The 15,996-nt window shown below is 73.5% G+C and carries 16 protein-coding genes; 6 read left to right on the plus strand and 10 right to left on the minus strand.

Translation table 11 applies throughout. The annotated features are described in order from the left end of the window. From AB4Z02_RS11120 to AB4Z02_RS11140, 5 genes are all read right to left on the minus strand, one after another. On the minus strand, window positions 1-386 hold a 386-nt coding region (locus AB4Z02_RS11120), incomplete at its 3' end, for a hypothetical protein (protein WP_441970988.1). Beyond that, window positions 383-1,795 (minus strand): DUF58 domain-containing protein, encoded by a 1,413-nt coding sequence (locus tag AB4Z02_RS11125; RefSeq protein WP_441970990.1) that lies wholly within the window; start codon window positions 1,793-1,795, stop codon window positions 383-385. The genes AB4Z02_RS11125 and AB4Z02_RS11120, both read right to left, overlap by 4 nt. Continuing rightward, the gene (locus AB4Z02_RS11130) at window positions 1,792-2,805 is read right to left on the minus strand and encodes an AAA family ATPase (RefSeq protein ID WP_441970992.1); all 1,014 of its coding nucleotides are present in this window, start codon (window positions 2,803-2,805) and stop codon (window positions 1,792-1,794) included. The genes AB4Z02_RS11125 and AB4Z02_RS11130 overlap by 4 nt, the downstream gene beginning before the upstream one ends. Next, window positions 2,805-3,305, minus strand: a complete 501-nt coding sequence (locus tag AB4Z02_RS11135) for a hypothetical protein (RefSeq protein WP_441970994.1) — start codon at window positions 3,303-3,305, stop codon at window positions 2,805-2,807. Before AB4Z02_RS11135 ends, AB4Z02_RS11130 begins: the two co-directional genes overlap by 1 nt. Further along, a complete protein-coding gene (locus AB4Z02_RS11140) occupies window positions 3,302-4,033 on the minus strand; it encodes a DUF4129 domain-containing protein (protein ID WP_441970996.1) in 732 nt (243 codons plus the stop codon). The genes AB4Z02_RS11135 and AB4Z02_RS11140 overlap by 4 nt, the downstream gene beginning before the upstream one ends. A gap of 211 nt (window positions 4,034-4,244) precedes the next feature. Here AB4Z02_RS11140 and AB4Z02_RS11145 point away from each other — a divergent pair, with 211 nt between their 5' ends. From AB4Z02_RS11145 to AB4Z02_RS11155, 3 genes are read left to right on the plus strand one after another with little or no spacing between them, the layout of a single operon-like run. Then, window positions 4,245-5,279 carry a sigma-70 family RNA polymerase sigma factor gene (locus AB4Z02_RS11145; RefSeq protein WP_441970998.1) on the plus strand — a complete coding sequence of 345 codons (1,035 nt, stop codon included), beginning with the start codon at window positions 4,245-4,247 and terminating at the stop codon, window positions 5,277-5,279. Beyond that, a complete protein-coding gene (locus AB4Z02_RS11150) occupies window positions 5,276-5,875 on the plus strand; it encodes a maleylpyruvate isomerase N-terminal domain-containing protein (protein ID WP_441971000.1) in 600 nt (199 codons plus the stop codon). Before AB4Z02_RS11145 ends, AB4Z02_RS11150 begins: the two co-directional genes overlap by 4 nt. Window positions 5,876-5,929: 54 nt before the next feature. After that, a complete protein-coding gene (locus tag AB4Z02_RS11155) occupies window positions 5,930-6,631 on the plus strand; it encodes a hypothetical protein (protein WP_441971001.1) in 702 nt (233 codons plus the stop codon). Here AB4Z02_RS11155 and valS read toward each other — a convergent pair. The 5 genes from valS to eccD all read right to left on the minus strand — a co-directional run bounded on the left by valS (window position 6,562) and on the right by eccD (window position 14,395). Continuing rightward, the gene (gene valS, locus AB4Z02_RS11160) at window positions 6,562-9,213 is read right to left on the minus strand and encodes a valine--tRNA ligase (RefSeq protein WP_441971003.1); all 2,652 of its coding nucleotides are present in this window, start codon (window positions 9,211-9,213) and stop codon (window positions 6,562-6,564) included. The two genes, AB4Z02_RS11155 and valS, sit on opposite strands and share 70 nt — an antisense overlap. A gap of 63 nt (window positions 9,214-9,276) precedes the next feature. Continuing rightward, entirely contained in the window at window positions 9,277-10,518 is a 1,242-nt protein-coding gene (locus AB4Z02_RS11165; RefSeq protein WP_441971005.1) for a S8 family serine peptidase, read from the minus strand. Beyond that, a complete protein-coding gene (gene eccB, locus AB4Z02_RS11170) occupies window positions 10,515-11,855 on the minus strand; it encodes a type VII secretion protein EccB (protein ID WP_056884740.1) in 1,341 nt (446 codons plus the stop codon). Before eccB ends, AB4Z02_RS11165 begins: the two co-directional genes overlap by 4 nt. A gap of 125 nt (window positions 11,856-11,980) precedes the next feature. Further along, window positions 11,981-12,907 carry a hypothetical protein gene (locus AB4Z02_RS11175; protein ID WP_441971007.1) on the minus strand — a complete coding sequence of 309 codons (927 nt, stop codon included), beginning with the start codon at window positions 12,905-12,907 and terminating at the stop codon, window positions 11,981-11,983. Window positions 12,908-13,048: 141 nt separating this feature from the next. Beyond that, window positions 13,049-14,395 (minus strand): type VII secretion integral membrane protein EccD, encoded by a 1,347-nt coding sequence (gene eccD / locus AB4Z02_RS11180; protein ID WP_441971009.1) that lies wholly within the window; start codon window positions 14,393-14,395, stop codon window positions 13,049-13,051. Between the two features lie 220 nt (window positions 14,396-14,615). Between eccD and AB4Z02_RS11185 the strand changes: the two genes are divergently transcribed. The 3 genes from AB4Z02_RS11185 (at window position 14,616) to AB4Z02_RS11195 (ending at window position 15,977) form a co-directional block, all read left to right on the plus strand. Next, a complete protein-coding gene (locus AB4Z02_RS11185) occupies window positions 14,616-14,915 on the plus strand; it encodes a WXG100 family type VII secretion target (protein ID WP_156400043.1) in 300 nt (99 codons plus the stop codon). Between the two features lie 3 nt (window positions 14,916-14,918). Further along, complete coding sequence (locus AB4Z02_RS11190; RefSeq protein WP_156400042.1) at window positions 14,919-15,197, plus strand: WXG100 family type VII secretion target; 279 nt, start codon at window positions 14,919-14,921, stop codon at window positions 15,195-15,197. A gap of 153 nt (window positions 15,198-15,350) precedes the next feature. Then, window positions 15,351-15,977 (plus strand): hypothetical protein, encoded by a 627-nt coding sequence (locus AB4Z02_RS11195; protein ID WP_441971012.1) that lies wholly within the window; start codon window positions 15,351-15,353, stop codon window positions 15,975-15,977. Window positions 15,978-15,996 lie beyond the last annotated feature (19 nt).

Consider the following 15,996-nt stretch of genomic DNA (forward strand, 5'->3'; position numbering starts at 1 on the left):
CGGGGGAGCGGTGCGCCGGGCGGCAGGCTCGCCGTCAGCGCGGCGGCCAGGTGGACGACAAGCAGCAGCCACGCCGCGCCGAGCAGCCGCAACCAGGCACCGGCGCCGGCCGGCACGGGCACGGTGGCCACCCAGTGCAGGACGTGGCCCACGACGAGCACGGTCGCCCACGGCGACTCCGGGCGCCACGCGGCCCACAGGGTGAGCGGTACGAGCGCCACGGCGGCCACGATGAGCGCGTGCGGCGCGGCGACCAGGGTCAGGACGACGAGGGCGAAGGACGCCACGACGAGCAGTGCGCGGACGGCGGCCTGCGACCGAGACAGCGACAGGGCCGAGGCGAGGCGGTTGGTCGAGGGACGGCGTGGTGCGGTGGCGGCGTTCACCGGCTCACCACCCGGGGAGCGCGGGAGCGGCGACCGAGGTCACGCAGCACCAGGTCGAGGGTGCCCGGACCGGCCCACGGCACGATGGGGACGCCGGCCTCCCGGGCCCGGGCCATCTCGCGTGAGCGCTCGAGCAGCCGGATCCGCCACGCCAGCCGGGTCTCGTCCGGGTGCTCTGCGGCTGTCGCGGCGATGTCGGCGAGGCGCTCTGCGGGAAGGTCGGGCGAGGCGAGCTCGGCGGGGAGGGTGTCGACGGTGACCACCGAGATGCCCCGCCGGGACAGCCCCACCGCGTGGGCCAGCACGTCGGGGGACACGGCGGGCGTGAGGATGACCGCCAGGGTGCCGGCCGAGACGTGGTGCCGCAGCTGCGCCCGCAGGCGCTTCTCGTCGCTGACCGTGCCGTCGGCGACCCTGGTGCGGGCCAGGGCGTCCAGCAGCCGGCGCAGGTGGTTGGGCCCGGCGGCGGCGGTCACGGGAGGCAGGTCACGGGCGCCGAGGACGATGAGGCCGACCCGGTCGCCGGCCCGCAGGTAGTGCTCGGCCACGGCGCCGGCAGCGCGCACCGCGTTGTCGAGGCTGCTGCCGGAGCCGTCCACGCCCTCGCTGCGCCCGATGTCGTGCATGGCGTCGACGAGCAGGAGGATCTCGCTGTCCTGGTCGGCGTGCGTCGCGGTGACGTGCAGCTGCCCGGTGCGGGCGGAGACGGGCCAGTGGACGCGGCGCAGCCGGTCACCGAACCGGAACGGCCGGATCTGGTCGAGCTCCCCTCCGTCACCGGGGTGGTGGGAGCGGTTCTGGCCGACGAGGCCGTCGGGGTGCGGCACGGCCACCCGGGCCGTGAACGTGTCGGGGAGCGGCACGGTCGGGACGGCCGGGAGGGAGATCGGTTCGGGCTCCCAGCGGAAGCCGCCGAGGGCGCTGCTCAGGGCCAGGGTGGCCGGCCCGAGCGTGCGGTGTCCCCACCGGGTGCTGCGACAGGTGACCGACAGGACGGTGGGTTCGGTGCCGTGCGGGTCGACCGCGGCGGCCACGGAGCGGGAGCCGGGGTCGTACGCGGTGTGCGGTGTCGGCAGGAGTGTCAGTCCTGCCTCCTCGACCTGGGCGGTGGGCTCGAGGGTCGCCCGCCAGGCGGTGGCCTGTCCCTCACGCAGCAGCGGCGCGGTGGTGCGGACGCGCAGCTCGGGGTCGGCCGTGGGTCGGTGGACGCTGGACCACAGGGCGACCACGAGCAGGGGTGCGCCGAGCACCAAGGCGTCGGGGCGCCGCAGTACGACGCCGAGGGCGACGAGCAGGACGCCCAGGCCGAGGGCCCGGACGTGGGCGGGGGTCGCCCGCCACCGCCCGGACACCCGCAGGCCCGCGGCCTCCGCGCCGCCCGCGGCGCCCACGGCGGGGGCTCCGCTCACGGGCGCTCGAAGCCGGTCCGGGCCGAGGCGCCGACGGGTGCGGGCGTCGGCACCGACGACAGCACGCTGTCGACCACGCTGGCCGCCGACACGTCGTTCATCCACAGCTCGGGGCGGACGGTCACGCGGTGGTCGAGGCAGGCGTGCGCCACGGCCTTGACGTCCTCGGGGGTGACGTAGTCGCGGCCGCGCAGCACGGCATACGCCCGCGACGTGAGCAGCAGCGCCAGCGAGCCGCGCGGCGAGGCGCCCATGAGCAGGTTCTGGTGCGTGCGGGTCGCCGCGGCCAGCTTCACGCAGTACTGGCCGACACCCTCGTCGACGGTCACGGTCTCGACGGCCTGCTGCATCTCCATGAGCCCCGCGGCATCGGTGACGCGCGAGACCTCCTGGGCCTCCTGGCGGCGCTCCATGCGGCGCGACAGGACGTCCCACTCCTCGCGGGCGGTGGGGTAGCCGAAGCTGACGCGCATCAGGAAGCGGTCGAGCTGGGCCTCGGGGAGGGGGTAGGTGCCCTCGTACTCGACGGGGTTGGCCGTGGCGAGGACGTGGAAGGGGCGGGGCAGCCGGAACGTCTCGCCCTCGACCGTGACCTGGCCCTCCTGCATCGCCTCGAGGAGGGCGGACTGCGTCTTGGGGGGCGTGCGGTTGATCTCGTCGGCGAGCAGCAGCCCGGTGAACAGCGGGCCGTGGCGGAAGGTGAACTCGTGGGTGCGCTGGTCGTAGAGGAACGAGCCCGTCAGGTCGCTCGGCAGCAGGTCGGGGGTGAACTGCGCCCGGGCGAAGTCCAGCCCGAGGGCCTGGGCGAAGGAGCGTGCCGCGAGCGTCTTGCCCAGCCCCGGGAAGTCCTCCATGAGCACGTGGCCGCCCGCCAGCACACCGGCCAGGACGATCTCGAGGCTGCGCCGCTTGCCGACGACGGCGCGCTCGACCTCGGCCAGGATGTCGGCCGCGCGGGCCGAGACCTGCTCAAGCGTCAACGTGGTGGTCGGGGTCGGGGACTGCGTCACTAGAGCTCCTCCAGGGTGGTGGTGAACGCCGCGAGCCGGTCGCCGGGCAACCGGCTCGGCGGGGGCTGGGTGAGGTATGCGGTGAGGTCGGGTCCGAGCGCGGCGCCTGCCGCCTCCGGCTCGTCGGCCAGGGACAGCCCGCGGCGCAGCCGGAGGTGGTCGACGGCCAGCATCGAGACCGCGGCGTGCAGGCGGCGGCCCGCGTCGGCGTCGCCTGCCGCGGCCGCTCGCACGTCGCCCGCCAGCCGCGTGATGCGGGTGTCGACCCCTCGCGGCTGGGCGGGGGCGGCGAAGGTGTGAGACCAGTCGGTGTGGCCCCGCGACTGCCACAGCCCCTGGACGAGGACGCCGAGTGCGGCGACCAGGGCCACGCAGGCCACGAGGAGCCCGGCGCTGGAGAGCACGGGGACGCTGACCGTGACCGCCCCGACGAGCAGGACTGCGGCGAGGGCGAGCAGGAGCACCCGTACGGCGCCGAGACCGGCGAGGTTCCTCCTCATCCGCGCCGACCGGGGTGGCCCGTGGTGACGGGAGCGCTGGTGCCGCTGCGGTGGACCCGCCGCAGGTCGGACTGCACCTGCTGCAGTGCCTCCCGGGCCCGCTCACGCATGTCCTCGCCCACCGGGTGGGTGGAGAAGCGCGCCTCGCGGTACAGGGCAGCAAGGGTGTCGAGGGGAGCCCGCTCCACGGAGTAGGAGCGCAGCACCGTGGTGACCAGCTCGGCGGAGGTCAGGGAGGCGTCGTCGCGGATGCCGACCGAGCGGACGGCCGACTCCAGGGCCACCCAGGCGGCGACCACGGCGTTGGCCGGGGTGCCGGTGGCCAGCAGCTCCTCGCCCTCCTCGGCGCCGCGCAGGACCGCCTCGGGGAGGATGCTGCCGGGCGGCACGCCGTCGTCAGGCTCCTCCCGGGTCTGCCACCACTCACGCACGGCGCGCGCCGCCGCCACGAGAACGGCCAGGACCACCAGGGCGAGCGCGACCTTGAAGGCCCACGTCATGAGCGTGACGAACAGCGGCTGGTCCTGCCCGGGCATGCCCGAGGACAGCTTCTCGGCCTCGCCTCGCGCCGCCTGCGTGGTGCCGTAGTCCTCGCCGGGCGCCGGCGCCTCGTAGCCGGACAGGTCCCGGCGGGCGAAGATCGCGACCGGCCCGGAGGCGGAGACCCAGGCAGCCAGCAGCAGGGTCGCCCCGCCGCCGGCCAGGAGCAGCCCGTCCCGTCGCGTCATGGTCACCGACCCTAGGCAACCTCCGGCCGCACCTGCAGGGAGGTCAGCGAATGGGTGACATTTCGTTATCTTCCGGCTGGTCAGCGAGCCGCCGATGAGTTTCCGCGCAGGTCGGAGTCTGTCCTCGTGTGGTCCTCCTGTGCCTAGGGTGGGACCGCAGCACCAGCCCGGCGCTGCGGCTCGCGCAGGGGGGACCGACCAGGAGGATGCGATGACCCAGCGCTGCGACACCGACGTCGTCACGAAGGAGCGCCCGGCCCAGGCTGCGTTCCCCGAGCTGACCGACGGCTACCGGCGCGAGCTCACCGCGCACTGCTACCGGATGACCGGCTCGATCCACGACGCCGAGGACCTGGTGCAGGAGACCTACCTGCGCGCCTGGCGCTCGTTCGAGGGGTTCGAGGGGCGGTCGTCGGTGCGCACCTGGCTCTACCGCATCGCGACGAACGTCTGCCTCACGGCGCTGGAGGGCAAGGACCGGAGGCCGCTGCCCACCGGGCTGGGTGCCCCCGCGAGCAGCCCCGGCGACCAGCTCGCCCAGTCGAGCGAGGTCACGTGGCTCGAGCCGGTGCCCGACCCGCTGGTGGTCGGCGAGTCCAGTGACCCGGCGACCATCGTCGCCGAGCGCGAGAGCATCCGCCTGGCGTTCGTGGCGGCCCTACAGCACCTGCCGGCGCGCCAGCGGGCCGTGCTCATCCTGCGCGACGTGCTGCGGTGGAGGGCCTCGGAGGTGGCGCAGGCACTCGACACGACCGAGGTCGCGGTCAACAGCGCCCTGCAGCGGGCCCACGCCCAGCTCGCGAAGGCCGACGTCAGCCAGGACACGCTCGAGACGACCTTGGACCCGGACAAGGAGGCGATGCTCGAGCGGTACGTGAAGGCGTTCTGGGAGAAGGACATCCAGGCCATCGTCGGCATGCTGACCGCCGACGCCGTCTGGGAGATGCCGCCGTACACCGGGTGGTACTCCGGTGCGCAGGACATCGGCCGGCTCATCGACACCCAGTGCCCCGGCGGCGTGCACGACATGCCCATGGTCGCCACGACCGCCAACGGGCAGCCCGCCTACGGGCTCTACATGCGCCAGCCCGACGGCACGTTCGCGCCGTTCCACCTCCAGGTGCTCACGCTGCGGGGCGGCAAGGTGGAGCACGTGGCGGCGTTCTTCGACGCAGAGCTGTTCGCCACCTTCGGCCTCCCGGCCTCGCTCCCTGCGGACCACGTCGTCGGCGCCGGGGCGCCGTGACCCTGCCCGGGGCCCCGGCCACGGTCCCGCGGACCATCGAGCTGCTCGACCGGGCGGTGGGTTACGCCCGGATCTGCCTGGCCCGCGTGGGCGAGGCCGACCTCGACCGCCCCACCCCGTGCGCGCAGTGGTCCCTGCGCGACCTGCTGGTGCACATGGACGACTCGCTCGCCGCCCTGGGCGAGGCGGCCGGTGCCACCCGGTTGAGCCTGGTGCCGGTGGCCGGCGACGGCGAGGCTGCGGAGCTCCTCGGCAGGGTGCGCCAGCGGGCGTGCAGCCTCGTCGCGCAGTGGGTGCCCGCGCAGGACGGTCCGGTCGCGCTCGGGCAGGCATGGCTCGCGCGGGAGGTCCTCGGCGGCGTCGGCGCCCTGGAGATCACCCTGCACGGCTGGGACGTGGGCCGGTCCGTGGGCGCGGACCTGCCGATCCCCGCGGTGCTGGCGCTCGACCTGTGGCCCTGGGCGCGCGACCACATCACCGACGCCGACCGCCCGGCCAGGTTCGGGGAGCCCCCGGCGGTGTCCTGGTCGGCCTCGCCGCCGGCCCACCTGCTCGCGCGGGCGGGCCGGCGGGAGGCGGCGGTCGCGACGCCCTGATGCTGGACGCCCTGATGCTGGACGCCGTGTGCCGCGACCGGCGAGGATGGGGCCATGGCCTCGGGTTTCCGGTTGCGCGTCGGTGACACCGGGCCCGTCCAGCAGAGCCCGGTCACCTGTGGCTCCGCCTGCCTCACGGTGGCCCGGATGCTGGTCAACCCCGCCTTCGCGCGGTGGATCACCACGGGGGAGGGGCCGCGGGGCGACGCCCCGGCCGGCGCCACCGAGCAGGCGCGCTTCGCTGCCTACGAACGGGTGGTGATGGCGCGGACCAACGGGCTGCGGGGGGCGGGCGGCCGGCTCAACCTGCCCTGGCCGCGTGCCCTCGGCACGCCACCGTGGGGTGCGAGGACCGAGCTCGAGTACGGCGCCGCCCGCAGGGGCACGACCTACGAGCTGCGCGTGGTCCGACCGATGCGTGCCGCAGCCCTGAGGGCGGCGCACCGCACCCTGGTCGACGTGGTCGCCGACGGCGAGCCCGCCCTGCTCTACATCGGCAGCGCCACGCTGCCGCGCCACGTCACCCTCGTCCTGCCCGGTGACGGCGACCGCGTGCTCGACGTCTACGACCCCGCCAGTGGCCAGGTCACCCTGCTCGACGAGGGGCGGTTCGCCGGCCACGAGCTGGGCATCGCGGGCTGGGACGTCCCATGGATCACGGTGCAGCCGGACGGGCTGCGCCGCGTTCAGGCCTTCGGCTTCTCCACCGGGATCAGCTCGGCGTCGCGGACCTCGGGGGTCTCGGCCTCGGCATAGGTCGGGGTCGCAGTGATGCGACCCGCGGCGCGCAGGTCGGCCTCCGCCTGCTTCACGCGCGCGACCCACTGCCCGGGACCGGCGAGCACGAGCGAGGCGACCTCGGCGCGCATGCCGACCTTGGCCTCCGACTTGGCCTTGCGGACCCCGGCGAGGGCCTCGCCGACCGCGCCGAGGACGGCGGCGTCGCCGCCCTCACCCGCGGTGAGCTCCTCGACCGTCGGCCAGGCGCTGCGGTGCACGGAGCCCTCGTGCCACCAGGACCAGACCTCCTCGGTGACGTAGGGCAGGAACGGAGCGAGCAGCCGCAGCACCACGTCGAGGGCGATGCGCAGCGCCGCCCGCGCGGACGCGGCGGCCTCCTCGCCCTGGCCGCCGTAGGCACGGTCCTTGACCAGCTCGAGGTAGTCGTCGCAGAAGGTCCAGAAGAACGTCTCGGTGGTCTCGAGCGCGCGGGTGTGGTCCCACGCCTCGAACCCCGCGGTCGCCTTGGCCACGACGTCACGCAGCTCGGCGAGCATGGCGACGTCCAGGGGGTTGGTCACCGCGGCCGACAGGTTGCCCTCGACCTCACCGCCGTCCGTGACGGCGGGTTCGGCTTCGCCAAAGCTGAGCGCGAACTTGCTCGCGTTGAGGACCTTGATGGCCAGGCGGCGGCCGACCTTCATCTGCCCGGTGTCGTAGGCCGCGTCGGCGCCGAGGCGGCCGCTCGCCGCCCAGTAGCGCACCGCGTCGGCGCTGTGCTCCTTGACCACGTCCTCGGGCGTGACGACGTTGCCCTTGGACTTGCTCATCTTCTTGCGGTCGGGGTCGAGGATCCAGCCGGAGAGAGCCGCGTGCCGCCACGGCACCGACCCGAACTCGAGGTGCGAGCGAACCACCGTGGAGAACAGCCAGGTGCGGATGATGTCGTGCGCCTGCGGCCGGACGTCCATCGGGAAGACGTCGGCGAACAGCTCGGGGTCGTCGCGCCAGCGGCCCGCGATCTGGGGCGTCAGGGAGGAGGTGGCCCAGGTGTCCATGATGTCGGGGTCGCCGACGAACCCGCCGGGCTCGCCGCGCTGTGACTCGTCATAGCCCGAGGGCGCCTGCGCGGCGGGGTCGACCGGCAGCTCGTCCTCCGAGGGCACGAGGGGCTTGTCGTACAGGGGGTCGCCGGCGTCGTCGAGCGGGAACCACACGGGGATCGGGACGCCGAAGAAGCGCTGCCGCGAGACGAGCCAGTCACCGTTGAGGCCGCTGACCCAGTTCTCGTAGCGGGCGCGCATGAAGGCCGGGTGGAAGTCGACCTCCCGCCCCCGCTCGATGAGCTCGGCGTTGAGCTCGCGGTCGCGGCCGCCGTTGCGGATGTACCACTGGCGCGACGTCACGATCTCCAAGGGCTTCTCACCGCGCTCGTAGAAGTTCGCCTTGCGCTGGGTCGCCTTCGGCTCGCCGTCGAGGTCGCCGGACTCGCGCAGGGCGGCGACGATGGCCTCACGGGCGCCGAACGTCGTCCTGCCCGCGACCTGCTCGGCGAACAGCGCCGCGCCCGGGCCTGCGGCGACCCACTCCGGGACGTCGGCCTGAATGCGTCCTGACCGGGTGATGATCGAGCGTGTCGGCAGCTGCAGCTCGCGCCACCACATGACGTCGGTGAGGTCGCCGAAGGTGCAGCACATCGCGATGCCGGCGCCCTTGTCGGGCTCGGCCGCGTGGTGCGCGACCACCGGGACCTCCACCCCGAACAGGGGCGAGGTGACCGTGGTCCCGAACAGGGCGGCGTACCGCTCGTCGTCGGGGTGGGCGATGAGCGCCACCACGGACGGGATGAGCTCGGGGCGCGTGGTCTCGATGTGGATGGGGCCGTCGGCGCCGTGGAACGCGACGCGGTGGTAGGCGCCCGGGTAGTCGCGGGCCTCGAGCTCGGCCTGGGCCACGGCCGTCTGGAAGGTGACGTCCCACAGCCCCGGTGCCTCGGACTGGTAGGCCTCGCCGCGGGCGAGGTTGCGCAGGAAGGCCTGCTGGGCCGTGGCCCGCGAGTGGTCGTCGATGGTGCGGTAGGAGATGTCCCAGTCGAGGCTGAAGCCCATACGGCGGAACAGGCTCTCGAACGCCTCCTCGTCCTTGACCGTCAGCTCGTCGCACAGCTCGATGAAGTTCTGCCGCGAGATGGGCTGGGCGTCGGCCGCCTTGAGGCTCTTGGCGTCACCGCGGTGCGGGGGCTCGAAACCCTCGACGTAGGGGAGGGTCGCGTCGCCGCGGACGCCGTAGTAGTTCTGCACGCGCTTCTCGGTGGGCAGGCCGTTGTCGTCCCAGCCGATCGGGTAGAAGACCTCGAAGCCGGCCATCCGCTTGTAGCGGGCCATGCAGTCAGTGTGCGTGTAGGAGAACACGTGCCCCATGTGCAGCGAACCGGACGCGGTCGGGGGAGGGGTGTCGACAGAGAAGACCGCTCCGCGCCCGCGCTCGTGGGCGGACGCCCGGTCGAACTCGTAGGTGCCCTGCTCGCGCCATACCTGCGACCACGTGTCCTCGAGCCCGTCGATGGAGGGCTTGTCGGGGATGGTGGCAGCGCGAGGCGTGGTGGGTGCGTCGGTCATGGCGTGATCTTCCCATCCCGGTTCGTGCGCTGACCAACCGGTGGTCAGGGGGCGACGGTCGTGTCAGGCGGTGCGGCGCCGGCGGCCGGGCCGCAGGGCGCCCCCGAGCGCCAGCGCGATCAGGGCGCTCACCCCGAGCAGAGACCACCACAGGGCGGCGGTGCGCTCGGGGGCGTGCGGGTCGGGGACGGCGCGCAGGTCGATGGCCGGCTTCGGGGTGGCGACCACGGGCGGGCGGGTCACCCCGGGGGCCACGGGTCCGCTCACGGTGCCGTCGGTGAGGGCGGTCAGGGCCTCGTACGGCTGGATGAGTCCCCAGCCGGCCGAGTCGTCGCGGCGGTCGCGCTGGTCGCGCGACGCGGTCGCCTCGAGGCGGTGCTTCCAGCCCGCCGGGCCCTCGGTGGGGAAGCGCTGGGCCAGCAGGGCCGCCGCGGCGCTGGCGTACGCGGTCGCGAAGCTGGTCGACTCCTCCTCTTCCTCCAGGACGCAGTCACCGGCGCCCTTGAAGGTGGTCAGGATGCTCGTCCCCGGGGCCGCGACGTCGACGTGGGGCCCGTGGATCGACCCCTGCCCCACGAAGTCGCCGCGGTCCACCGCGGCGACCGCCACTGCCTGAGGGTATGCAGCGGGGTAGCGCGGCCCGTCGCTCTTGTTCTCGGACACGTTGCGGTTGCCGGCCGAGGCGACGACCAGAGAGCCCTTGCGCGTGGCGTACTCGACGCTCGAGCGCAGGGCGTCGTTGCTCGTGGGGGTGCTCATCGAGACGTTGATGACCTTGGCGCCGTGGTCCGCGGCGTAGCGGATGCCTGCCGCGATGCGGTCGGGACGCGGACCCACACCCTGCTGGCGGCTCCGCTCGTCGTCGGCGTAGAAGACCTGGACGGGCATGACCTTCGACTCCGGTGCCAGGCCGATCACGCCCGAGCCCTTGACGAGCCGGGCGGCGATCTGGCCCGCGATGGCCGTGCCGTGGCCGACCGCGTCGGTGGTGGGCTTGAGGCCGGGGACGAGGGACTTGCCGGGCACGAGCGCCCCCTTGAAGTGGGCGTTGCGGGCGTCCACACCCGAGTCGACGACGGCGACCGTCACGCCCTTGCCGGTCGCGAGCGTCCAGGCGTACCGCGCGTTGAGGCGCTGCAGGGCCGGCGGCTCCTCCTTGACGTAGACGGCCTTCTCGTCGGTGCACTCCGCGGCGGCGGCCGGGCTGGCGGTGGCCACGGCCAGCCCGGCCGCGGCCAGCAGCGCGGAGGCGAGGCCGCTCGCGACTGCCCGTGCGAGCCGTGGGCGAGGGGTCGCGCGCGTCATTGGGTGCCGGTGGAGATGGCGCCCTGGGCCGCGGACACGCTGAGGGTGGGACCGGACCGGAAGAGGTCGACCCACGGCTGCGGCACGGGCACGACGTCCTTGGCGGAGTAGCCGAGCCGGCCGAGGACGTCGTCGCCGCCCTCGACGGTGTAGGCGGTGGCGGTCTGGTCGACGACCAGCACCGGCCCGCGGTTGATGATGTTGTCGCCGATGGCACGGACCAGCGCACCGGACCCGGCTGCCACCTCGGTGACGCGTCCGTCTCCGGGCTCGACCTTCGGCGCGGTGCTGAGCGCCGTCTGCGGGAGCGTGTTGGGCCCCGAGGTCAGCGTGGCGCAGGGGGCGGCGTCGAGGGCCTGCGGCAGCTGCTCGGGCCACTGCGACGGGACGATGGAGCGGTCGGTGGTCTTCAGCGCGGCGATCTCGGCGGGGGTGACCTGCAGGTCCGCGCCGAGCTTCTGCCCGGAGCCGATCTGGTAGAGCGCGTAGGCGAACGGCGAGAGCAGTGCCAGCTCGCCCGACTGGAGCACGACGTAGCGGCGCGGAGTGTCACCGCTGCCCTTGACCGCGAGCACGGAGCCGACGACGGCTCCGGGCGGGAGGCCGGGGAGGGCCTTGCCCGCGTCGGGGATCGTCAGCGGTCCGAGTGTGGGGCCCTGCGGGAACAGGCTCGTCCAGCTGGCCGGGGCCGGGATGGGGGTCGAGGCGTCGAGGCGCAGCTGACGGAGCACCGAGGCCGTCGAGCCCGCCGCGACCGGGAGCCGGGACCGGCCGGTGACCACGAAGACACCGCCCGCCGTGGTGACCACGGTCGCGGAGTCGGTGGCCGGCGTGCTCTTCGCGCCCGGGTCGACGACGGTCCGGGTCGCCCCGTCCTGCGCCAGGCACGACACCCACCCGCTGCGCGTCAGCCGGGTCGGGGGCGTGAGCGAGTCCGGGGCCCCGAGGATGCCGATGGCCGCACCCCGGGGGGTCGTGGCGATCTTGTCGTCGTCCACGGTGACGACCTCGAACGAGCCGGCCGCGATGAGCAGGCGGGCGCTGGTGGTGTTGATGACGGGGTACAGCGTCTTCTTGATGGCGACGTACCGTGCGCCGCTCTTCTTCGCGATGACGAGGTGGTTGTCGTCCCAGCCGTTGGGCAGCGCTGGCTTGAGTGCCCCGGTCACCAGTCCGGCGACCGCGACCAGGACGGTCACCGCGATGCCGCCGACGATGGCCCGCAGCGGCCGTTGCGGCTCGACCTCACGCCCGCCCGGGGCGCCGGCGACGAAGGCGGTGGTCAGCCTTCGCCGGCTGAAGGCCTGGGCCTCGACCAGATCCTTCTTCGTGGCCACGCCCGGTTCCTGCCTTTCGCACTGGTTGGTCCGACCCGGGCCACCCTAGGGGTGTCTGCGGGCGCGGGGTCGAGGCGACCCGCCGAGGCGGCGGGCACCGATGGGTCGGTGGGCGCGGGAGCCGCTCAGTGGCGGCGCGTGTACCCCGGTGCCACCCGCCGGCGGGCGCCGAGCAGGAGGGCCCCGGCGACCAGCAGGCCGCCCGCGTACGTCGTCAGGGTCGAGACGGGGGAGCCGGTCCGCGCGAGGGCCGGGCGGGCCACGGCCGCAGCCGACGGGACCGCAGCGTTCTGCTGCGTACGGGCGGCCACGAGGTCGGAGTAGTCCTGGTTGGCGCACTCGAGCGCACCGCAGTTGTCGCGGCTGCCGATGTTGCCCTCGACGGCGACCGGGCCGGTGCCGAGGGTGCCGGTGGGAGCGCTGCCGGTGGTGCCGCCACCGGAGTTGCCGGTGCCACCGCCGTGGTTGCCGTTGCCGTTGCCACCGTTGTTGCCGCCGGAGTTGCCACCACCGTTGCCATTACCCCCGCCGTTGCCGCCGCCCTGACCTGGGTCGGTGACGGTCGGCACGCTGCTGGTGGGGGGTGCAGGTGGTTCCGTGGGGTCGGTGCTCGGGTCATCGGTGGGGACGCTGGCGGTGGACGTCGGGGACTCCGTCTCCGACGGCGGGTCCGGGATCTCCGTGGGCAGGTCGACGCAGGCGCGGTGGCCGAGCAGGTTGCACAGCGGGTTGTCGCCGGGACCGTCCTCGGTGGTCGCCTCTGCCGTGGCGGCCGGCGACGAGCAGGCAGCGGGCGTGGCCGCGGCGTCGGCGCTGCCCTCGGTCGTGGCCCCGGCGGCTGCGACGGCCGCAGCTCCCTCGAGCGAGGCGGCGTCGGCCGCCGCGGACGGCGCTGCCGTCGCCGTGGCGAGCGCAGCGGCCGGAGCGATGGTCGTCGTCACGCACGGCCTGGCGGTGACGTCAGCCTGGGCCGACTGCTGGCCGACGAGCACGAGGCCGGAACCGGCAAGGACAGAAGCAACGAGCGCAAGCGTGCGCCGAGTGGTGTTCACGTGGGTCCCCCTGGACATGTCGTGCGTGGACTGGCCTACCCCTGGCCGCCCCCTGGCGAGCCGCGAGCGATTCTAGGGGAATTGCCATGGAGTGGCACATAAACCCCAAGAGTCGGGTTTCGGTGCCGGTGACCGCCTGTCTCAGAACACCTGCGCGGCCATCGCCGCCAGCGGCAGGACGGCCACGAGGCACACCCCGTCGACGGCGTCGGCCACCCGGCCGAGGCGCACCCTGGCGCGCGGAGCGATGAGGGCGAGTCCCACCACCACGGCTGCTGCCGCGGCCAGGGCCACGCCCATGAGCGGACGCCAGTCGGGGTGGGTCAGGGCCGCGCTCACGCCGACGACGGCGAGGCCGAGGATCCCGACCACCATGGCGATGAGGACCGTGGCCCGGGTCCGGCTGTGCCGCGTGCGCAGCAGAACCGCGCTGAAGCCCACCGCCCCGAGGACCGTGCCGACCCACCCCGTCGCGGCGACGAACGGTGCAGCCAGCAGGGCGACCAGCCCGGCTGACACCGAGAGGCCGAGCAGCAGGTCGTGGCCGGCCACCACCTGGCGTCGCACCGAGCGGCTGTCGACCGCCGGGGCGTCGGCGAAGATCTCGGACTCGGTCCGGGGCGGGTTGGTCGTGAGCCGGCTCGAGGACACCGAGAACCACGGGAAGAGGTTGCCGGCGATCACGGCTACTGCGAAGACGAACGCCGCGACGCCGCCGACGGGCAGGTCCGCGAAGGCGACGAGGGCCCCCGACACGGCCATCACCAGACCGGTGATGGGGCCGACGGCGACGGCCGGCCGGTGCTCGCGCACCACCGCGAGCCCCAGGGCGCCGACCAGGGTCGTCGTCGCCCCCGCGAACAGCAGCGGCCTGGCCCACACGGTGCCGTCGGCGGGGACGGCGAAACCGGCCACCGCGGCGTACACGCAGGCGGTGATGGCCAGCGCGGCGCCGGACATCGGCTGGCGGCGGGCGTGCGAGAGGACCGCCGCGGCCACGACGAGGAGCACGGCGACCGCGCCGGCGACGCCGACGACGAGCAGGCCGGTCGTCCGAGCGGTGAACAGCGCCACGGCCCCCGCCGCGAACAGCGCGACGGAGGCACCGAGCGCGGTACGGGCGCTGTTCTCCGGCGTCCACGGGGCGAAGGAGGACTCGACCAGGTCGGCCACGGCCTCCACGACGTCGTCGTAGACCTTGAGCTCGACCGGGTCGCCGGCCGGCTCGAGGGCGAGGACGAAGCCGTCCTCGATGCCCTGGGCCGCGAGGCTGCGGTCCGGCTCCACGGGTATGCCGTCGTGGCGCACCAGCCGGAAGCCGCGGCTCGCGGTGGCGGGGTCGAGCTGGCCCAGCTCACGGGCCAGCTCGGGCACGAGCTCGGCGACGGGTATGCCGCCGGGCAGGCCGAGGTCGGCGCGTCGCGTCCCCGCCGTGACCGACAGGCGGATGAGCGAAGCGGTGCTGCTGCCAGTGCTGCCAGTGCTCACGGTCACAGGCCCCTCCCGGTGACGAAATGTCTCGAAGGCCCCGGTGGGGGCCGACACGCAGCATAGGGGGGGAGTTCTCCCCATGTTGCGCCATCCCAAACGTTGCTAGTCTCTCAAATCGGACCTCGGGGGGACGTTCTTTCCAGGTCCGATCCCATGAGGTCACGAGTGGGAAAAGCGTGCCCCGACGGGGGGCCACAAGTGGAAGTTGGGAGGCACCATGCTTGCTGCTGGAGATGGCGTACTCAATAAAGGCGCCGGAATCGTCAGCGACTACAGGGGTCAGCTCGATGGTGAGCTGAAGTCCCTCGAAGGGCGTCTGCAGGGTCTGCAGAACCAGTGGAAGGGCCAGGGCGCCTCGTCGTTCCAGGCGACCTTCACCCGCTGGAAGGAGGACTCGCACAAGATCATCGCTGCGCTGTCCACGTTCGAGGAGAACCTGCGCCAGACGCAGAGCACCTTCACCGAGCGCGACGAGAACGCCGCGTCGGCCATGAAGAACAAGTACGGGGGTATGTGAGCCATGCTGGTTGACCACGGAGGGCTCAGCGCCGCTGCCGGCGACATCGCCCAGGGCGCGAGCAAGATCGAGAACAAGCTCAACGACATGGACCAGGCGCTCTCGCCGCTGAAGAGCGAGTGGGACGGTTCTGCGAAGGAGGCCTACACCCAGGCCAAGCAGAAGTGGACCCAGGCCATCACGGACATGAAGCTCGTGCTGGCGGAGATCGGCCAGGCCGTCGAGACGAGCAACGAGGACTACCGGGACGGCGACAAGAAGTCCGCCGGCCTCTTCCAGTAGGTCCAGTCGCCACGGTCGTGCCGGAGCCCGCATGCACGCGGGCTCCGGCACGTGCCGCGGCCACTGGCCCGACGCGACACCGACGGCACGCACCACGAGACTTGCCCGCGGGCCACAGGGGGCCCGCAGGACACGAGCAGGGGGAGAGACGACATGGCACTGCCTGACGAGGACCGGCAGCAGGTGCAGGGGTACCGCTTCACGAACGGCAAGCTCAAGGCCGACTTCGAGATCATCCGCACGCTGGCGCACAACCGTGGGGCCGTGTGGACCGACAAGGCGACCACCAGCCGCAGCAAGGTCGTGGGGACGACCCTGGACGCCTCGTCGTTCTCGGACATCCCGTCCTGCAAGGAGTTCGGCTCCGTCTACGCCGCGGCGAAGAAGATCTACGAGGAGACGCTCAAGGGCATCGAGCAGGACGTGAAGGACTACCAGGCCAAGCTCCTGCAGGTGGCCAAGCACCTCGAGGACAAGGACAACCAGGCCGGTGAGGTCTTCGCCGCCCTCGCCCAGCCGAACGCCGAGCCCGCCCTGCACAGCACCGACCGCAACACCAAGGCCAACGAGAGCCAGGAGGCGCGGGACGCCGAGCGGCTGCAGGCCCAGGCGACGAAGAAGGCCAACCAGGCCCCCACCACGCCCAGCGGCGCGGGTGCCGACGGCACCGACAACAGCGTCCCGCCGGCCAGCACCGACACCAGCGGCGACAACCTCGTCAACCCCGGTGGACCGCCGCCTGCTCCTGAGGGCGACAAGTCCTTCCAGGCCTCACGCTGACCGACGCCACGACCAGGAG

Origin of the sequence: Pedococcus sp. 2YAF34, assembly GCF_052114585.1 — a bacterium.
Lineage (GTDB): Bacteria > Actinomycetota > Actinomycetes > Actinomycetales > Dermatophilaceae > Pedococcus.